16 protein-coding genes are annotated in these 16,520 nt (G+C 64.7%); 8 read left to right on the plus strand and 8 right to left on the minus strand.

Annotated features, from left to right (window positions below; translation table 11 throughout):
- Window positions 1–136: 136 nt before the first annotated feature.
- Window positions 137–1,639 (minus strand): histidine--tRNA ligase, encoded by a 1,503-nt coding sequence (gene hisS, locus FJ959_RS23360; protein WP_140632317.1) that lies wholly within the window; start codon window positions 1,637–1,639, stop codon window positions 137–139.
- Window positions 1,640–1,888: 249 nt separating this feature from the next.
- Here hisS and FJ959_RS23365 point away from each other — a divergent pair, with 249 nt between their 5' ends.
- A complete protein-coding gene (locus FJ959_RS23365; RefSeq protein ID WP_140566655.1) occupies window positions 1,889–2,134 on the plus strand; it encodes a hypothetical protein in 246 nt (81 codons plus the stop codon).
- Window positions 2,135–2,136: 2 nt separating this feature from the next.
- Here the strand turns inward: FJ959_RS23365 and FJ959_RS23370 are convergent, their stop codons facing one another.
- Window positions 2,137–2,775, minus strand: coding sequence for a DNA-3-methyladenine glycosylase I (locus FJ959_RS23370; protein ID WP_140632320.1), 639 nt, complete (start codon window positions 2,773–2,775; stop codon window positions 2,137–2,139).
- Between the two features lie 214 nt (window positions 2,776–2,989).
- Here FJ959_RS23370 and FJ959_RS23375 point away from each other — a divergent pair, with 214 nt between their 5' ends.
- Window positions 2,990–3,724 carry a L,D-transpeptidase gene (locus FJ959_RS23375; protein ID WP_140632322.1) on the plus strand — a complete coding sequence of 245 codons (735 nt, stop codon included), beginning with the start codon at window positions 2,990–2,992 and terminating at the stop codon, window positions 3,722–3,724.
- 252 nt (window positions 3,725–3,976) lie between these two features.
- The gene (locus tag FJ959_RS23380) at window positions 3,977–4,897 is read left to right on the plus strand and encodes a bifunctional 5,10-methylenetetrahydrofolate dehydrogenase/5,10-methenyltetrahydrofolate cyclohydrolase (RefSeq protein ID WP_140498366.1); all 921 of its coding nucleotides are present in this window, start codon (window positions 3,977–3,979) and stop codon (window positions 4,895–4,897) included.
- 14 nt (window positions 4,898–4,911) lie between these two features.
- On the opposite strand, the gene glcF is transcribed toward FJ959_RS23380, so the two are convergent.
- The 4 genes from glcF to FJ959_RS23405 all read right to left on the minus strand — a co-directional run bounded on the left by glcF (window position 4,912) and on the right by FJ959_RS23405 (window position 10,651).
- Window positions 4,912–6,237 carry a glycolate oxidase subunit GlcF gene (gene glcF / locus FJ959_RS23385; protein ID WP_140632325.1) on the minus strand — a complete coding sequence of 442 codons (1,326 nt, stop codon included), beginning with the start codon at window positions 6,235–6,237 and terminating at the stop codon, window positions 4,912–4,914.
- An 11-nt stretch (window positions 6,238–6,248) separates the two neighbouring features.
- On the minus strand, window positions 6,249–7,454 hold the full coding sequence (gene glcE, locus FJ959_RS23390) for a glycolate oxidase subunit GlcE (protein ID WP_140623973.1): 1,206 nt from the start codon (window positions 7,452–7,454) through the stop codon (window positions 6,249–6,251).
- Window positions 7,455–7,671: 217 nt separating this feature from the next.
- Window positions 7,672–9,168, minus strand: a complete 1,497-nt coding sequence (locus tag FJ959_RS23400) for an FAD-linked oxidase C-terminal domain-containing protein (RefSeq protein ID WP_140623975.1) — start codon at window positions 9,166–9,168, stop codon at window positions 7,672–7,674.
- Between the two features lie 160 nt (window positions 9,169–9,328).
- Window positions 9,329–10,651, minus strand: a complete 1,323-nt coding sequence (locus tag FJ959_RS23405) for a DUF3422 family protein (RefSeq protein WP_140498370.1) — start codon at window positions 10,649–10,651, stop codon at window positions 9,329–9,331.
- Between the two features lie 209 nt (window positions 10,652–10,860).
- On the opposite strand from FJ959_RS23405, the gene FJ959_RS23410 reads away from it, so the two are divergent.
- Genes FJ959_RS23410 through FJ959_RS23420 form a run of 3 tightly spaced genes read left to right on the plus strand, consistent with a single transcriptional unit; the run spans window position 10,861 to window position 13,633 of the window.
- Window positions 10,861–11,664: an FCD domain-containing protein gene (locus FJ959_RS23410; protein ID WP_140515030.1), complete on the plus strand. Its 804-nt coding sequence runs from the start codon at window positions 10,861–10,863 to the stop codon at window positions 11,662–11,664.
- Between the two features lie 25 nt (window positions 11,665–11,689).
- Window positions 11,690–12,826: an alpha-hydroxy acid oxidase gene (locus FJ959_RS23415; RefSeq protein ID WP_140524799.1), complete on the plus strand. Its 1,137-nt coding sequence runs from the start codon at window positions 11,690–11,692 to the stop codon at window positions 12,824–12,826.
- 39 nt (window positions 12,827–12,865) lie between these two features.
- Window positions 12,866–13,633, plus strand: coding sequence for a metallophosphoesterase family protein (locus FJ959_RS23420; protein WP_140498373.1), 768 nt, complete (start codon window positions 12,866–12,868; stop codon window positions 13,631–13,633).
- 40 nt (window positions 13,634–13,673) lie between these two features.
- Here the strand turns inward: FJ959_RS23420 and FJ959_RS23425 are convergent, their stop codons facing one another.
- Window positions 13,674–13,814 carry a hypothetical protein gene (locus FJ959_RS23425; RefSeq protein WP_181165325.1) on the minus strand — a complete coding sequence of 47 codons (141 nt, stop codon included), beginning with the start codon at window positions 13,812–13,814 and terminating at the stop codon, window positions 13,674–13,676.
- Window positions 13,815–14,095: 281 nt separating this feature from the next.
- Window positions 14,096–14,794, minus strand: coding sequence for a type 1 glutamine amidotransferase (locus FJ959_RS23430; protein ID WP_140632401.1), 699 nt, complete (start codon window positions 14,792–14,794; stop codon window positions 14,096–14,098).
- 88 nt (window positions 14,795–14,882) lie between these two features.
- Between FJ959_RS23430 and FJ959_RS23435 the strand changes: the two genes are divergently transcribed.
- Together FJ959_RS23435 and FJ959_RS23440 are read left to right on the plus strand one after the other, a co-directional pair.
- A complete protein-coding gene (locus tag FJ959_RS23435) occupies window positions 14,883–15,545 on the plus strand; it encodes a hypothetical protein (protein WP_140632327.1) in 663 nt (220 codons plus the stop codon).
- A 31-nt stretch (window positions 15,546–15,576) separates the two neighbouring features.
- Complete coding sequence (locus FJ959_RS23440; RefSeq protein ID WP_140632330.1) at window positions 15,577–16,311, plus strand: 16S rRNA (uracil(1498)-N(3))-methyltransferase; 735 nt, start codon at window positions 15,577–15,579, stop codon at window positions 16,309–16,311.
- Window positions 16,312–16,520: the final 209 nt, after the last annotated feature.

Genomic DNA, 16,520 nt, shown 5'->3' on the forward strand with positions numbered 1-16,520 from the left:
GGGGAGATTGGCTGCTTCGCAGCTGGTGCCCTTCTTGGAATCCTGAAAATTGGCGAAAGCCATGGTGACAGCCGATCTCCCCCCTTGAGGGGGAGATGTCCGGCAGGACAGAGGGGGGCGCCGTAGAACGCGGCCTCTATTTGCCACGCGCCCTCTCCTCAGCCTGCTCCGCCAGGATCTTTCTCACCTGCGCCACCAGCTCGCTTTCCGCCACCGTGACCTGTGCCGGGCGGGCGGCGCGCCATTCGGCATTATCCGTGATCTCGGCCGACAGGCGCGCGCCTTCGATCAGGTCCTTGATCTGCAATTCGCCCTTGGCGCGCTCGTCGCCGCCCTGGATGATCGCGACCGGGCAGCCGCGACGGTCGGCATATTTGAGCTGCGCCTTCATGCCGGCGCCGCCGAGATACATTTCGGAGCGAATGCCTGCGGCACGCAGCTCGCCCACCATCTTCTGGTAGCGGCCGAGGCTGTCGGTGTCCCTGTCCATCACCAGCACGACGACCGGCGCGATCACGTCGGCGTTGTCGAGCTTGCCGAGGTTCTTCAGCGCCGTCATCAGCCTGGAAACGCCGATGGAAAAACCGGTCGCCGGCACCGGCTCGCCGCGGAAGCGCGACACCAGCCCGTCATAGCGGCCGCCGCCCCCGACTGAACCGAAGCGCACGATCTGGCCATCCTCGTTGGGGATCTCGGCCAGGAGCTCGGCTTCGAAGACCGGGCCGGTGTAGTATTCGAGGCCGCGCACCACGGAGCGGTCCATGGCGACGCGATCTTCGCCGTATCCCGCCGCCCTGACCAGGGCCTCGATGGTCGCGAGCTCGCCAACGCCCTCCTGGTAGACGGCGTTCGCACCGACGCTGGCATCCTGGCCGGCCTGCGCGTTTCGCGCCGTCGCCAGAAGAACCGCCTCGGCTTGCGTATCATTCAGCCCGGCGCCTTTGGCGAAGTCGCCCTCGCCTTCCTTGCCGCCGTCCCAGCGCCCTGGTCCCAAGAGAAGCCGCACGCCTTCCGGCCCGAGCTTGTCCAGCTTGTCGATCGCCCGCAGCACGGTCAGCCGACGACTCGTATTCCCTTCACCTGCGAGGCCGATCGCCTCGAGCACGCCGTCCAGCACCTTGCGGTTGTTGACGCGGATGACGTAGTCGCCGCGCTTGATGCCGAGCGCTTCCATCACATCGGCCATCATCATCGCCATCTCGGCGTCGGCGGCGACGCCCGGCGTGCCGATCGTGTCGGCGTCGAACTGCATGAACTGGCGGAAGCGGCCGGGACCGGGCTTCTCGTTGCGGAACACCCAGCCGGAACGGTAGCTGCGATAGGGTTTTGGCAGGCGCTCGAAATTCTCGGCGACGAAACGCGCCGTCGGCGCGGTCAGGTCGTAGCGCAGCGACAGCCACTGGTCGTCATCGTCCTGGAAGGAGAACACGCCTTCGTTCGGCCGGTCCTGGTCGGGCAGGAATTTTCCGAGCGCATCGGTGTATTCGATCAGCGGCTGGTCGGCGGGTTCGAAACCGTAGAGTTCGTAGACCGAGCGGATGGTCGCCATCATCTTCTCGACGGCGCGGATATCTTCGGCGCTGCGGTCGGCAAAACCGCGCGGCAGCCGCGCTTTCGTCTTTTCCGATTTGTCGGCCATGGATTCGCCCGGTGTTTCGTGTTGCTGAAAACTCAACAGCGTTGCGATTTTCGCAACGGGCGTGTCCTAACCGAACAGGTCCTACCGGGCAAGGCCGGCGGCAGGCGCTGTCTCCATGCATGCGAGAAGGCACGCGGGCGTTCGCCGAAACAAAAACGCACCGAAAATGAAACAATCCCGCCATCGGCGCGGCATCGTGCCGACATAATCGAGGCCGATACAGCGCACCGCAATGGAGGGGTTCGGGACATGATGAGCGCGGTGGAATTTCACGACAACAGGGATGCGGGCGACATGCCGGCACGCCTGCGCGCCGCAGATGTCCAAGCTCCCAGCATGATCGGCCAGCCGGCCGGACCGTTCGAGGTACACGCCGATACCGGACCTTCCCTGCGCGACGCATTGGTGACCGGCCTGCTGGTGATCTATCCAACCGTCGCCACCGTGGTCGCGATCGTCGCCGGCCTGTTCCTGGGAAGTGCAAACGGCGCCTGAGGCTATTTCGGCCGTTTGAAAGCCTTCCGTTCTTTCTCGACCTCTTTGCGGCACACACACCCCTCGAGATGATCGTTGACCAGGCCCATCGCCTGCATGAAGGCGTAGACCGTGGTCGGGCCGACGAAGGTCCAGCCGCGCTTCTTCAGGTCCTTGGAAATGCGGATCGAGACCGCCGTGGTGGGATTGGCGCGCAGATGGGCGAGGTCGACGACCTGCGGCCGTTCCTCCCTGCCGGGTTCGAACTTCCAGAACCAGGCAGCGAGCGAGCCGAATTCATCGGCCATCTCGCGGGCACGCCTGGCGTTGTTGATGGTTGAGACGATCTTGCCGCGATGGCGGATGATGCCGGCATCGCCGAGCAGGCGCTCGACGTCCTTGTCGGTGAAGGCGGCGACCTTGTCGAAATCGAAGCCGGCGAAAGCGGCGCGAAAATTCTCCCGCTTGCGCAGGATGGTCAGCCAGGACAGGCCCGACTGGAAACCTTCGAGACAGATCTTCTCGAACAGCCGGCGGTCGTCCGCCACCGGGCGGCCCCATTCATGGTCATGGTAATGCAGGTAGTCGGGCAGATTGCCGTGCCAGAAGCAGCGCGCGACACCGTCGGGTCCGGCGAGAAGGCCGGTTTGTTCCTTGTCCATGGCGAGAATTCCATTCGTTAACGCGCTGGTTGCGCTGCTTTACCTTGGCTTTACCAGATTCCTGAACGCGGCGGTAACCACACCGAAAGGTTTACCGACAGTTCCGCATTTTACACATTCCGATTCATGTTTCGGTTGCTGTTCCCGCGCCAATGATCGCTGAACCGGGAGGTCGTTTCCACCCGGTTTGTCAGACGATCAAGGTGCTTTCCCGATGAAGAGAGTTTTGTTTCCCGTGCTCGGCGCCGTGGCTGCGGTTGCTGCCGGCGTCACACCTTCCACGGCCGGAGACCGCTATGCCGACAGACCGCCGGTGATGGTGAGCCCCGACCTTTCCGCGCCCTGGGTGCTGCAGCTTGGCCATGCGCCGGGCATCGTGCGGCAGAACCGGCAGGTCGCGCAGCAGCCGCGCCCGCGTTATGCGCAGCCCGACCGCGTGCAAACGGCGGCCGTGCAGGCCCCGGCCAAGCGCATGGTCGCTCGCCCGCAGATCAATCCGATCTACCTGCCGCAGGAAGTCGCCTATGACGGCTCCCAGAAGCCGGGCACCATCGTCATCGATACGACCCAGAACTTCCTCTATCTGGTCGAGAAGGACGGCAAGGCGCGGCGCTATGGCGTCGGCACCGGCAAGCCGGGCTTCGAATGGTCGGGCACGCACAAGATCACCAACAAGCGGGTCTGGCCGGACTGGCGCCCGCCGGCCGCGATGATCAAGCGCGAGGCCGCCAAGGGGCGCTACCTGCCAACCTACCTGGCCGGCGGCATGGAGAACCCGCTCGGCGCGCGCGCGCTCTATCTCGGTAGTACGGAATATCGCATCCACGGCACCAACCAGCCCTGGACGATCGGCGGCGCCGTGTCGTCGGGCTGCATCCGCATGCGCAACGAGGATGTCGTCGACCTTTATGAACGGGTCGATGTCGGAACCACTGTCGAGGTGATATAATAGTTGCTGCGAATCACCCGATCCGGAAGCGCAGCGCTTCCCGGGATCGGAAGGAATAACGGGGGACGGGCCGTATGGGGATGCGGCCGGTCAGAAAGGGCGGCACGGGAAACCGTGCTGCCCTTTCCGTTTCGGACGAAGCACTGCCGCGCCCGCACGTCGCGCAAAAGGCATGACGGTTCGCATTCGTGCTGCCATTGCCGCTGTTCTTTTGCTATGGCAAGGCAACGCTCAGGTCAGAAGAGTCCGATCATGTCACTGTCCGACGACAGCCGCTATCTCAAGGGCGGCCCGGTTGCCCGGCGCATCATCGCCGCCGTGCGCGAGGATGCGGCGATCGCAAGGGCCGAAGGGTTCCCGCCCAAACTGGTGTCGATCACCGTCGGCGATACGGCGGCGGTGGATGTCTATGTACGAAACCAGCGCGCCAAGGCAGAGCTGGCGGACATCGATTTCGACGAACGGCGCTTTCCCGCCACCATCACCGCGGGCGAACTGGAAGCGGCGATCCACGGCCTGAACGCCGATCCGCGCGTTACCGGCATCATCATCCAGCGGCCGGTGCCGGCACATATCCCGATCAGGACGTTGCAGGCGGCGGTGCATCCGCTGAAGGACGTCGAAGGCATGCATCCGGCCTCGATCGGCAACATCGTCTACAACCAGCTCGATCTGGCGCCCTGCACGGCGGCCGCCTCGGTCGAGTTGCTCAAGGAAACCGGCCTCGACCTCAAGGGCCTGGAAGTGGTGATGGTCGGCCACTCCGAGATCGTCGGCAAGCCGATCGCCTTCCTGTTGATGAGCGAAGGCGCGACGGTCACGGTCTGTCACCACATGACGCGCTCGGTCGCCGCGCACGCGCGCCGCGCCGATGCGCTGTTCGTCGCCGTCGGCAAGCCGCGCCTGATCAAGGCCGACATGGTAAAGCCGGGTGCGGCCGTCATCGATATCGGCATCAATTCCGAGACGCTGCCGGACGGTTCCACCCGTATCGTCGGCGACGTCGACACCGACAGCGTGAAGGACGTGGCCTCCTGGATCACGCCGGTGCCGGGCGGCGTCGGCCCGATCACCGTTGCGATCCTGCTGCGCAACACGATGGTGGCGCTCAGCCGCCAGCGCGCGCTCTACGAGGCGACCTACGGCACGATCGACAGGCTGGCGGCCGAATAACGCCGGGGCGGCCCCTACTCAGCGGCGATCAGGCCGGGTTCCGCGACACCTTCCGGCCTCGGCCCGCCATAGGCCCAGTCGAGCAGCTTGATCGTATGCACCACCGGCAGCTTCGCGGCAGACGCGATCTGCGTTATGCAGCCGATATTGCCGGTCGCGACGACCGAAGCGCCGGTAGCCTCGATGTTTTTCACCTTGCGGTCGCGCAGCCTGGCCGAAATATCCGGCTGCAGAATGTTGTATGTGCCGGCCGAACCGCAGCACAAATGCCCTTCGCGCGGCTCGCGAACGATGAAACCGGCTTTGGCCAACAATTCCCTAGGCTGGCGGGTGATCTTCTGGCCGTGCTGCATCGAACAGGCCGAATGATAGGCGACGACCGTGCCCGGCTTGCGCACCGGTTCGGGCAGGTCGATGGCGGTCAGGTATTCGGTAATGTCCTTGGCCAGCGCGGAGACACGTGCAGCCTTTTCGGCGTAGGCCGGATCAAGCCGCAGCATGAAACCGTAATCCTTGATGGTCGTGCCGCAGCCCGACGCGGTGATGATGATGGCATCGATCCCGCCTTGTTCAATCGCGCGGGTCCAGGCATCGACATTTTGCCTTGCAGAAGCAAGGGCGGCTTGCTCGCGGCCCATGTGATGGACGAGCGCGCCGCAACAGCCCTCGCCCGGCGGCACCAGGACCTCGACGCCAAGCCGCGTCAGCAGTGAAATGGTCGTGTCGTTGATGGCGGGATCGAGCACCGATTGCGCGCAACCGGTGAGGATGGCGACGCGGCCCCTCTTCGCCCCCTGCCCGGTATGGGTGCCCGGCGAAGCCATCGGCGATGCTCCCGGGATCGATTCCGGCGCGAGCTTGAGCATTGCGCCAAGCGGCTTCAATGCCGGGATCTTCTCGAACAGGCCGATGAACGGCTTGCCCAGTTTCGCCAATTTGAGCGCGGCGCGAAAACGCTGGGGATAGGGCAGGACGAGGGCCAGCATGGCGCGGGTCAGGCGATCGAGCAGCGGCCGCCTATAGGTCTGCTGGATATGGGCGCGGGCATGGTCGACCAGATGCATGTAGTTGACGCCAGACGGGCAGGTGGTCATGCAGGCGAGGCAGGACAGGCAGCGATCGATATGGGTGACGATCTCCTTGTCGGCGGGGCGACCGTTTTCCAGCATATCCTTGATCAGGTAGATGCGCCCGCGCGGTGAATCGAGTTCGTTGCCCAGCGTCACATAGGTCGGGCAGGTAGCGGTGCAGAAACCGCAATGCACGCATTTGCGCAGAATCTTTTCCGACTCGGCAACATGCGGGTCGGCAAGCTGTGCGGGCGAGAAATTGGTCTGCATCTCTTGATGTCCTAGGCCATGCGGCCGGGATTGAGGATGTTCTTGGGGTCGAATTCGTGCTTCAGCCGCTGGCTGAGCGCTGCCAGTGAGGGAGCCTGCGGCTCGAACACCGGCAGGGCGGCACGGTGCGAAGGAGCCGCGCGCACCAATGTCGCATGGCCGCCGCCATGTTTTCTCAGAAGTCCGCGCAGCAGCGTCGCTTCCGGGTCACCCTCCTCCATGCGCAGCCACACCAGTCCGCCCTGCCAGTCATAGAAGGCGCTGACGGCAGCCTGCATGCGCAGCGTGAAAACCATCTGGTGCGCCTGGGCAGGCGCCATCGATACGCGCCAGACCGGTTTGTCGCTGTTGTCCGCGAAAGGCCTGCAATCGCGCACGTCACGCCACAGGGCAGCCGACGCTTCGCTGGAAATCTCTTCGAGTGGTCCGGCATTTCCGAGCAACGTCTTCAGCGCGGCGATGCGATAGACGACGGAGGGGCCAAAACCTTCCACCCGCAGCAGCGTGGCCGCATCGTTGCCGAGCACGCCTGCGGCAACCCGTGCGGCAATCCGCTCCGGCAGGTGCGCGGCGCTCGATACTTCCGCGCTGGAGCCGAGCGCCAGCGCCATCGCCGCGGCGGCCGCATCGTCGAGCAGGCCGCGGACAGCGAGCGTGACCTCGGTCTCGGCCGATGGCAGCACCTTGAAGGTGACGTCGGTGAACACCGCCAGCGTGCCCCAGCTGTTGGCCATCAGCTTGGACAAATCGTACCCGGTGACATTCTTGACCACGCGGCCGCCGGATTTGAATGCCTCGCCGCGGCCGGACACCACGTTGATGCCCAGGATATGGTCGCGCGCCGCCCCCGCCTTCAGCCGGCGCGGGCCGGAGAGGTTCGCTGCAAGCGCACCACCAAGCGTGCCCTTGCCCGGCTCGCCGCCGAGCAGCGGGCCGTAATCCATCGGCTCGAAAGCGAGTTGCTGGCCGTTTTGCGCCAGCAGCGTCTCGATTTCGGCCAGCGGCGTGCCGGCCTTTGCGGACAGCACCAGTTCGGCTGGTTCATAGAGCGTGACCCCGGCGAGCCTCGACAGGTCGAGCGTGTGCTCGGTCTGCAGCGGACGGCCGATGCCGCGCTTGGAGCCGTGACCGAGGATTTCGAGCGGCGAGCCTTCCGCCGCCGCCCAGGCGACGGTGGAGAGAACTTCGGAAGGGGTGATGGGAGTGAAGGTGGTCATGGCGCCGATGCGCAATATGCGGGAATGCCGCGTTCCTTCGCGCCCCCCTCTGTCCTGCCGGACAACTCCCCCTCAAGGGGGGAGATTGGATGCCGCGCCGGGTTTCGCCAATCTCCAGCGTTGGCGGAAGGGCGAAGCGACGAAGCTGCCAATCTCCCCCCGTGAGGGGGAGATGTCCGGCAGGACAGAGGGGGGCGTTCAGGCGCTGACATAACCCTCAAAACCTCGGAATGTCCGGAAACGCTAACTCTCCGCGATGCACATGCATGCGCCCCAGCTCCGCGCAGCGGCGCAGCTGCGGGAACACCTTGCCCGGGTTGAGCAGATGATTGGGATCGAAGGCGCATTTGACGCGCATCTGCTGGTCGAGGTCGATCCCGTTGAACATTTCCGGCATCAGGTCGCGTTTCTCGACGCCCACCCCATGCTCGCCGGTCAAGACGCCGCCGACCTTGACGCACAGCCGCAATATGTCGGCGCCGAAACTCTCGGCCTTGTCGAGTTCGCCCGGCACGTTGGCGTCATAGAGGATCAGCGGATGCAAATTGCCGTCGCCGGCATGGAAGACATTGGCGACGCCGAGCCCGTATTTTTCGGAGAGCTCGCGCATGCCGGCCAGCACGCGCGGCAGTTCCTTGCGCGGGATGGTGCCGTCCATGCAGTAATAGTCGGGCGAGATGCGGCCGACCGCGGGGAAGGCTGCCTTGCGCCCTGCCCAGAAGCTCAGCCGCTCCTGCTCCGACTGCGAAATGCGGCAGGTGGTCGAACCGTTGCGGATGGCGATCGCCTCGACCGCGGTGATGAGATGATCGACCTCGACGCCCGGCCCGTCGAGCTCGACGATCAGCAGCGCCTCGACATCCAGGGGATATCCGGCATGGACGAAATCCTCCGCCGCGTGGATCGCCGGGCGGTCCATCATCTCCATGCCGCCGGGAATGATGCCGGCGCCGATGATGTCGGCGACGCATTGGCCACCCTGCTCGCTGGTCGGGAAGCCGATCAGCAGCGCACGTGCCGTCTCCGGCTTCTTCAAAATGCGCACGGTGACTTCGGTGACGACGCCCAGCAGGCCTTCGGAGCCGGTCATGACGCCGAGCAGGTCGTAGCCCTCCGCGTCCAGATGCCTGCCGCCGAGCCGCACCACCTCGCCGCTCATCAGCACCATCTCGATGCCGAGCACATTGTTGGCGGTCAGGCCGTATTTGAGGCAGTGCACGCCGCCGGAATTTTCGGCGACATTGCCGCCGATCGAACAGGCGATCTGGGAAGATGGGTCGGGGGCGTAGTAAAAACCCTCCTGCTCGACGGCGGTGGTGATGCCGAGATTGGTGACGCCCGGCTGGGCGACGACGATGCGATTGGGGAAATCGATCTCGATAATGCGGTTGAAGCGGCTCATGACCAGGAGCACCGCGTCCTCCAGCGGCAGCGCACCGCCCGACAGCGAGGTGCCGGAGCCGCGCGGCACGACGCGGATGTTGCGGTCATTGCAGTATTTCAGCACGCGCGAAACCTGTGCCACCGTTTCGGGAAGCACCACGACCAATGGCAATTGCCGGTAGGCGGTCAGGCCATCGCTCTCGAAGGCGCGCATTTCGTTGGCCGCGTCGACCACACCCTCGCCCGGCACGATAATGCGCATGTCGGCGACGATCTCGCCGCGCCGGCGCATCGTGGCGTCGTCTGGCTTGGGCATGGCAAGGCCGGACATCGGCAGCCTCATCTCGCGTGACTGGTCAAAATCTTTTACCAGTGAAGGGCGTCGGTTGCAAACCCCGCTTTGACCGAGAGCGGACACGGACGCAACGGACGCCTTCCGTAGCGGCAATCTGCCGCTGGCGCGCTTTACCCTGTGGGAAGTAAAGGCGCGCCTACTCGCCCGGATGTTTCGTCGGCTCGGAATGCATGCGCCGCACCCGCCGCACGCCCCACCAGACCAGCAGGATGGCGAGCGGCACGCACGCCGCCGTGACCACTTCGGGCGCGAAGGCATGGCCGAAGATCGAGGCGCCCTTGGCGACATAGCCGACGAGGCCGACGACATAGTAGGAAACGGCCGCGACCGACAGGCCTTCGACGGTCTGCTGCAGGCGCAGTTGCAACCGGGCGCGATTGTTCATCGAGGCGAGCAGGTCGCGGTTCTGCTTCTCGACCTCGACATCGACCCAGGTGCGCAGCAGCGTGGTGGCGCGCGTCAGCTTGCGCGACAGGTTGGCCTGACGCTCCTCGACCGAACGGCAGGTGCGCATGGCAGGCGCCATGCGCCGCCGCAAGAACCCCGCCCAGGTGTCATATCCCTGTACGGCTTCTTCCTCGAGCGCTTCCAGCCTTTCGCCGACGATGCCGTCATAGGCACGGCTGGCGCCGAAGCGGTAGAGGCTCGACGCCGCGTCGGCCTCCAACTCAGCCGCGAGTTCGGTCAGGTCGGCAAGCAATTTCTGGCTGTCGCGGGTCTCGGCGAGTTTCATCTCCAGCGTGATCTGGGCCAGCCTGTCCTCAATACGGCGGGCGCGACCGGACAAGGCCAGCGCCAACGGCAGGCCGAGCATGGCCAGCGTGCGGTAGGTCTCGATGTCGATCAGCCGCTGCGACAAGGCGCCGGTGCTGGCCGGCGTCAGGGCGCGGTCAAGGATCAGCATACGGGTCAGGCCGTCGCCATCCTGGCGGAAATCGGTGACGATTGCTGCATTGCCGCGTTCGACCAGCGAATAGCAGAGGCTGGTCGGATCGAAGCCGGCGATCGACCGCTCGCCCGCCTGCGTCCATTTGCGGATCTCGAGCCGGATGCCTGAAATAACGGTTCCGGGTGGAGAAAATCCGTTGCCGAACGGCGAATCCTCCTGGCCCTTGCCGCCTTCGGCAAGCGGCCCTTCCCACAGATAGGTGGAGAATTCGGTATGCCGCTCCCAGCGCAGCGAGCCCTGGCCCCATCTCATGGCGTGATGGCGTGCCTGACGGTCGGGCGCGGCGATGCCGAGGCGACGCGACAGCTCGGAAAGCACCGAATGATCGACGCCGGCGCCACCCTCGGTCATGAAGGCGAGCTGGATCAGCACACGCGGCTTCTCGACCAGCGGGTGCGGACGGGCATGGACCTCGCCCAGCGCGCCGGGCCGTCCCTCATGCGCCGGAAAGCCGAGCACGCTGCCCTTGGCGCGCGGCTGAAATTCGAGATTGGAAGGATCGTGCGACACGGCTTGTTCCCCGGGTTTCTTTGAACCCTCTTGCAGTTGCGTCCTCTAGAGCCAATAGGCTCCTGACGCAAACAGCAAAGTTTAGCCGAAGAGGATAGGGGCGCGAGCGGGGAACCGGCACGCTTCAACCAATTGGATAAATAATTTGACCAGTTGGCGACGCTGGCTTTATCTTGCGCGACACCGGTTCAACACTCCCAGGCATGCCGTTGAGCGACATTTTTTCCAGGATCGAGCACTCGCGAACCGCCGACGAGGTGGTGCAGCAGATCGAAAGCCTCGTCCTCGAAGGCGTGCTGCGCACCGGCGACCGGCTGCCTGGCGAGCGCGAGCTGGCGCGCCAGTTCGATGTGTCCCGGCCGATCCTGCGCGACGCGCTGAAGGCGCTCGAGGGACGCGGCCTTTTGACGACGCGGCCGGGCGGCGGCACATATGTCGCCGACATCATCGGCCAGCTGTTCACCAAGCCGGTGGCGGACCTGATCTCGACGCATCGCAAGGCGGTGGCCGATTACCTGGAATATCGCCGCGAGGTGGAGGGGATCGCCGCCGAATATGCGGCGCGGCGCGCCACGCCGGAGGACCTAGCCCTGCTCGACCGCATCATGGCACGCATGGACGAAGCGCACCGCACCGGGGATTTCGACGACGAAGCCGAGATCGACGTCGAGTTCCATCATGCGATCTGCGAATGCGCGCACAACATCCTGCTCCTGCATACGCTGCGCTCCTGCTACAGGCTGCTGTCGGAAGGCGTGTTCCAGAACCGGTTGCTGGTGTTCACCGTGCCCGGCGCGCGCGATGCGCTGCTGGCCCAGCACCGGGCGATCCACATCGCGGTCAAGGCCGGCGACCCGGCCGGCGCGCGGCAGGCGGCGATGGACCACATGATCTATGTCGAGCGGTCGATGGCGCAAGCCGAGCGCAGCGGCGACTGGCAACGCGTATCGCGGCTCAGGCTCAGGCAACGCTCTGAAGCCGGCGATGCCGAACCGGCGCGCAAACGCTCCTGAACGATATCGATCAAGCGGGGACACGATGAGCGACATTCTCACCATTGCCGACCTCAAGGACCTGGCGCGACGGCGCGTGCCCAGGATGTTCTTCGAGTATGCCGATTCCGGCGCATGGACCGAGAGCACCTACCGGGCCAACGAGGAGGACTTCCAGAAGATCAAGTTCCGCCAGCGCGTGCTGGTCGACATGAGCAACCGCTCACTGGAATCGACCATGATCGGCGAGAAGGTGGCCATGCCGGTGGCGTTGGCCCCAACCGGCCTGACCGGCATGCAGCATGCCGACGGCGAGATGCTGGCGGCGCAGGCGGCAGAGGAATTCGGCGTGCCGTTCACGCTATCGACGATGAGCATCTGCTCGATCGAGGATGTCGCGTCGGTGACGAAGAAGCCGTTCTGGTTCCAGCTTTACGTGCTGCGCGATAAGGACTTCGTGCTCGACCTGATCGACCGGGCAAAAGCGGCGAAATGCTCGGCGTTGGTGCTGACGCTCGACCTGCAGATCCTCGGCCAACGGCACAAGGATGTCCGCAACGGACTTTCGGCGCCGCCCAAGATGACGCTGGCCAACATCGCCAACATCGCGGTCCGTCCGCGCTGGTGGATGGGCATGGCCGGCACGAAGCGCCGCACGTTCCGCAACATCGTCGGCCACGCCAAGGGCGTCGGCGACGTGGCTTCGCTGGCGTCATGGACGACGGAGCAGTTCGACCCGCATCTGTCGTGGAAGGATGTCGCCTGGATCAAGGAACGCTGGGGCGGCAAGCTGATCCTGAAAGGCATTCTCGATAAGGAAGACGCATTGATGGCCGCTGAAACGGGCGCCGACGCGATCGTCGTTTCCAACCATGGCGGGCGTCAGTTGGACGGCGCATCCTCGTCGATCATGGCGCTGGAGGAAATCGCGGACGCGGTCGGCGACAGGATCGAGGTGCACATGGATGGCGGCATCCGCTCCGGCCAGGACGTGCTGAAGGCACTGTGCCTCGGCGCCAGGGGCACCTATATCGGCCGGCCGTTTCTCTACGGCCTGGGCGCGCTCGGCAAGGAAGGCGTTACCAAGGCGCTGGAAATCATCCGTAAGGAGATGGACATCACACTGGCCCTGTGCGGAAAACGTCTGGTGACCGACATGGGCAAGGACCAGATCCGGCGCTAGCCAGGTCGGCGACGGCCTGATCACGGAGACAGCGATACGTTGGCAGAACCCGACATTCATTTCCTGGACGCGCGCGGACCGGACGGCATGCGTCTCTACGCAATCGGCGATGTCCATGGCCGGCTCGATTTGCTGGCCGCCATGCATCAGCGGATCGAGAGCGAGCTCGAATGGAAGCCGGCTCGCGACTGGCGCGTCATCCACCTCGGCGACTATGTCGACCGTGGGCCGGACTCCAAGGACGTCGTCGATTTCCTGATCGAGGCGCGCAAACGCGATCCGCGAAACCTGATGCTTGCCGGCAATCACGATCTCGGCTTTCTCGATTTTCTCGATACCCCTGACCCGGACGGGCTTTTCATGCGCTATGGCGGGGTCCAGACGGCGCTATCCTACGGTGTGCCCCTCGCGGCCGACGCCGGCTGGTTCGGCAGGATGGAGACGATGAGACGGGGGCATCAGGCTCTGCTCGAAGCAGTACCGCAACACCATATCGATTTCCTGCGTTCGCTACCCTTCTCAATCAGCTTCGGCGACTTCTTCTTCTGCCATGCCGGCATCCGGCCAGGCGTTGCCCTGGAGAACCAGAATCCGCAGGATCTGATCTGGATCCGCGACGTTTTCCACGATCACGCAGGCCTTTTCCCGAAGATCGTGGTGCACGGCCACACGCCCGTTCCCGAGGCGGAGGTCATGGCCAACCGCGTCAATGTCGATACGCTCGCCTGGCAATCAGGCATGCTGAGCGCGCTCGTTGTCGAGGACGCCGACAAACGCATTCTGACAATGACAATAAGGGAAGCTTGAGTGGCGCGCGTCGCGGAAACGACGCGAACGGTCCGGCTATTCAGCGCAGCGAAGCGGTGACGCCGTAGCCGTCGACGGCGTTGTGGTTGTTGGCGGCATCGGCCGCATAGATGCCGAGACCGCAAATCACGATGGCGGACATCATGGCAAAGGACAGAAGCGCTGCTTTCACGGACGTCATCTCTTGTTGAGCTTCCTGCATCTGTGCACGAGGCGGTTACCAATGCGTTGAAACCGAAAATACGTCTCAAAGTTTCGACGATTTCGCGCTTCTAGGCACGTTCTGTATCGGCGGTGTGTCGCACGGGCCACACAAAGGTCCATCGCGGTTGCACCGGTGATGCAGAGCGCGCGCCTTCTAGGATGGCGGGCGTACACAAGCCAAGGACGAAACCGGTTTTCCCCAGGCGGATTCACCGCCGCGTGCCAATTATGCCACGCCCTGGTCCGCAGAGATGATGCTCAGATCGTCGCCACCCATGCGCGGGCGATGGCAAGGCCGGCAGCATCGGCATCCGGTCCGTTACGGGCCATTTCGCCATCGAGCTTGCCGGCCCAGTCGGGGTGGCGCGCTGCAATGATCGGCGCGAAAGAGGTGCTCCAGTCCTTCACCAGCGGCCGATCGGCCTCGAAGTGGAACTGGAAGCCGTAGACGGCGCGGCCGACGCGGAACGCCTGGTTCTCGGCGACATCATTGCCGGCGAGCCGCACGGCGTCTTCAGGCAGCACGAAGGTGTCGTCGTGCCATTGGAAGATCGGGAACTTTTCCGGAAGCTCGGCCAGCACCGGATCGGCCTTGGCGTCCGGCGTCAGCGAAACGCCGCGCCAGCCGAATTCGTTGGCGCCGCCGATGCGGTTCTCGCCGCCGAAGGCGCGGGCAACCAGCTGGCTGCCGAGGCAGATGCCGAGCACCGCGCGGTTCTTGCCGGCGAAATCGCGGGTCAGCTCGAGCAGCGCCGGAAAATAGGGATATTCCTCATCGGCCAGCGCGTTCTGGCCGCCGCCGAGCACCACCATGGCGTCGTGGCCGTTCGCATCATCCGGCAGCGGATCGCCCTTGTAAAGAAGGCGGATGTCGAGATCGGCACCGGCTTCCGCAAGTGCCGCGCCGACCTGGCCGAGGCCGGTGTTGTCGTAGTTCTGGATCACCAGCACCCGCATCGCAAAACCCTGCTGACGTGAAAACGATGCGACGAGCGATATCATGGCGCCGGCATTTCAGCCAAGATGCGGGCGCGCGGAGAAAACTATGCCACTGCAAAACCGGGTCGATCCGTTCGGCGCCATCCACGCCGTGCCCGAGCGCGGCCTGTTCATGGGCAATCGCGGCATCATCCACGATCCCGAGACCAGGACGCTGTTGAAAAAACGCTGGGCGCTTCACGCCTGGATCATCTGCGTCTGCGACTTCGGCGACGTGCGGCGCGAGCCGATGGGCCGCAACCGGCGACGTGATGATCTATCGGGACCCAAGGCGGGCTGGACGGAACTGTTCTTCCTCGACGAGGTGACGGCGCTGGCGGCGGGCCATCGGCCCTGCTTCTTCTGCCGGCGCGAACGGGCCAGGGATTTTGTGGGTCGCTTCGGCGAAGCCTTCGGCATAACGGAGCCGCGCGCGCCGCAGGTCGACAAGCGGCTGCACAAGGAGCGGCTGGCCGCGGGCGGCAAGCCGCCGGTGGTGGCGGCTGACGAGCTTGCAGGCCTGCCCGACGGCACGATGGTCGAGGATGGAGGCAATGCCTACGCCTTGCGTCGCGGCAAGGCGCTGCGCTGGTCGTTCGCAGGATATTGCGGAGCGCAGGATTTCAACGACCTCGCTCATCGGCCGCTACGGCTGCTGACGCCGCCGACCACGATCGGGGTGTTGAGGCGAGGCTACGAACCCGTCTGGCATCCTTCCGCCAAGGCTTGACGCCAACCGCCGGCTCGCCCATTCCTCGGCCATGCGCGCCAATTACAAGATGCAACGCCTGTTCGTGCCCGACGATCTCGGGCCGGAGATCGAGTTCGACGCCGGCCACCAGCAGAGCCATTATCTCCTGCACGTGCTGCGGCTTGGCGAGGGCGCCGAGATCCTGTTGTTCAACGGCCGCGACGGCGAATGGTTGGCGGCCATCGCGGCCAAATCCAAGAAGGCGGTGAAGTTGAGGGTGCTGGCGCGGCAACGGCCGCAGCCGCCGCTGCCCGATCTCGTCTACTGCTTCGCACCGCTGAAGCAGGGCCGGCTCGACTATCTGGTGCAGAAGGCGGTCGAAATGGGCGCCGGCGTGCTGCAGCCGGTCATCACCCAGCACACGCAAGTGGCGAAACCCTCCATCGACCGCTTGCGCGCCAACGTCGTCGAGGCGGCCGAGCAGTGCGGCATACTTGCGGTGCCGCAGGTGCGGGAAGCGGAAAAGTTCGAACGCCTGCTGACCGGCTGGGACACGGATCGGCGGCTGGTCTTCTGCGACGAGGACGCTTCGACCAACAATCCCCTGCCCGCGCTGCAAGCGGTAAGCGAAAGGAAGCTCGGCCTGCTGGTCGGGCCGGAAGGCGGATTTTCCGATGAGGAGCGCAAGCTGTTGCGCGCTCTGCCTTTCGTCACTGCCATTCCGCTCGGCCCGCGCATCCTGCGCGCCGATACGGCCGCCGTGGCCGCACTGGCGGTGATGCAGGCCACAATCGGCGATTGGTGAGGGTTTCTTCCTCCCCTCTTGTGGAGATGGGAAGAGCCGCATCGTTCAATTCCTGTTGACCTCTGGCTCAGGATTTTTCGCTTGATCGGCTACTGACATTTCGTCCATCTAGCGCCGGCGGTCTTCCGGCCGCCCTGCAGTGCCGCGCGTCGACGCGCAAAGGCCGCTGTAGTACTTTGATTTTGGCGCATATCCCGAAAATCGAGGTC

The sequence above is a fragment of the Mesorhizobium sp. B2-2-4 genome, assembly GCF_006442375.1.
GTDB lineage: Bacteria > Pseudomonadota > Alphaproteobacteria > Rhizobiales > Rhizobiaceae > Mesorhizobium.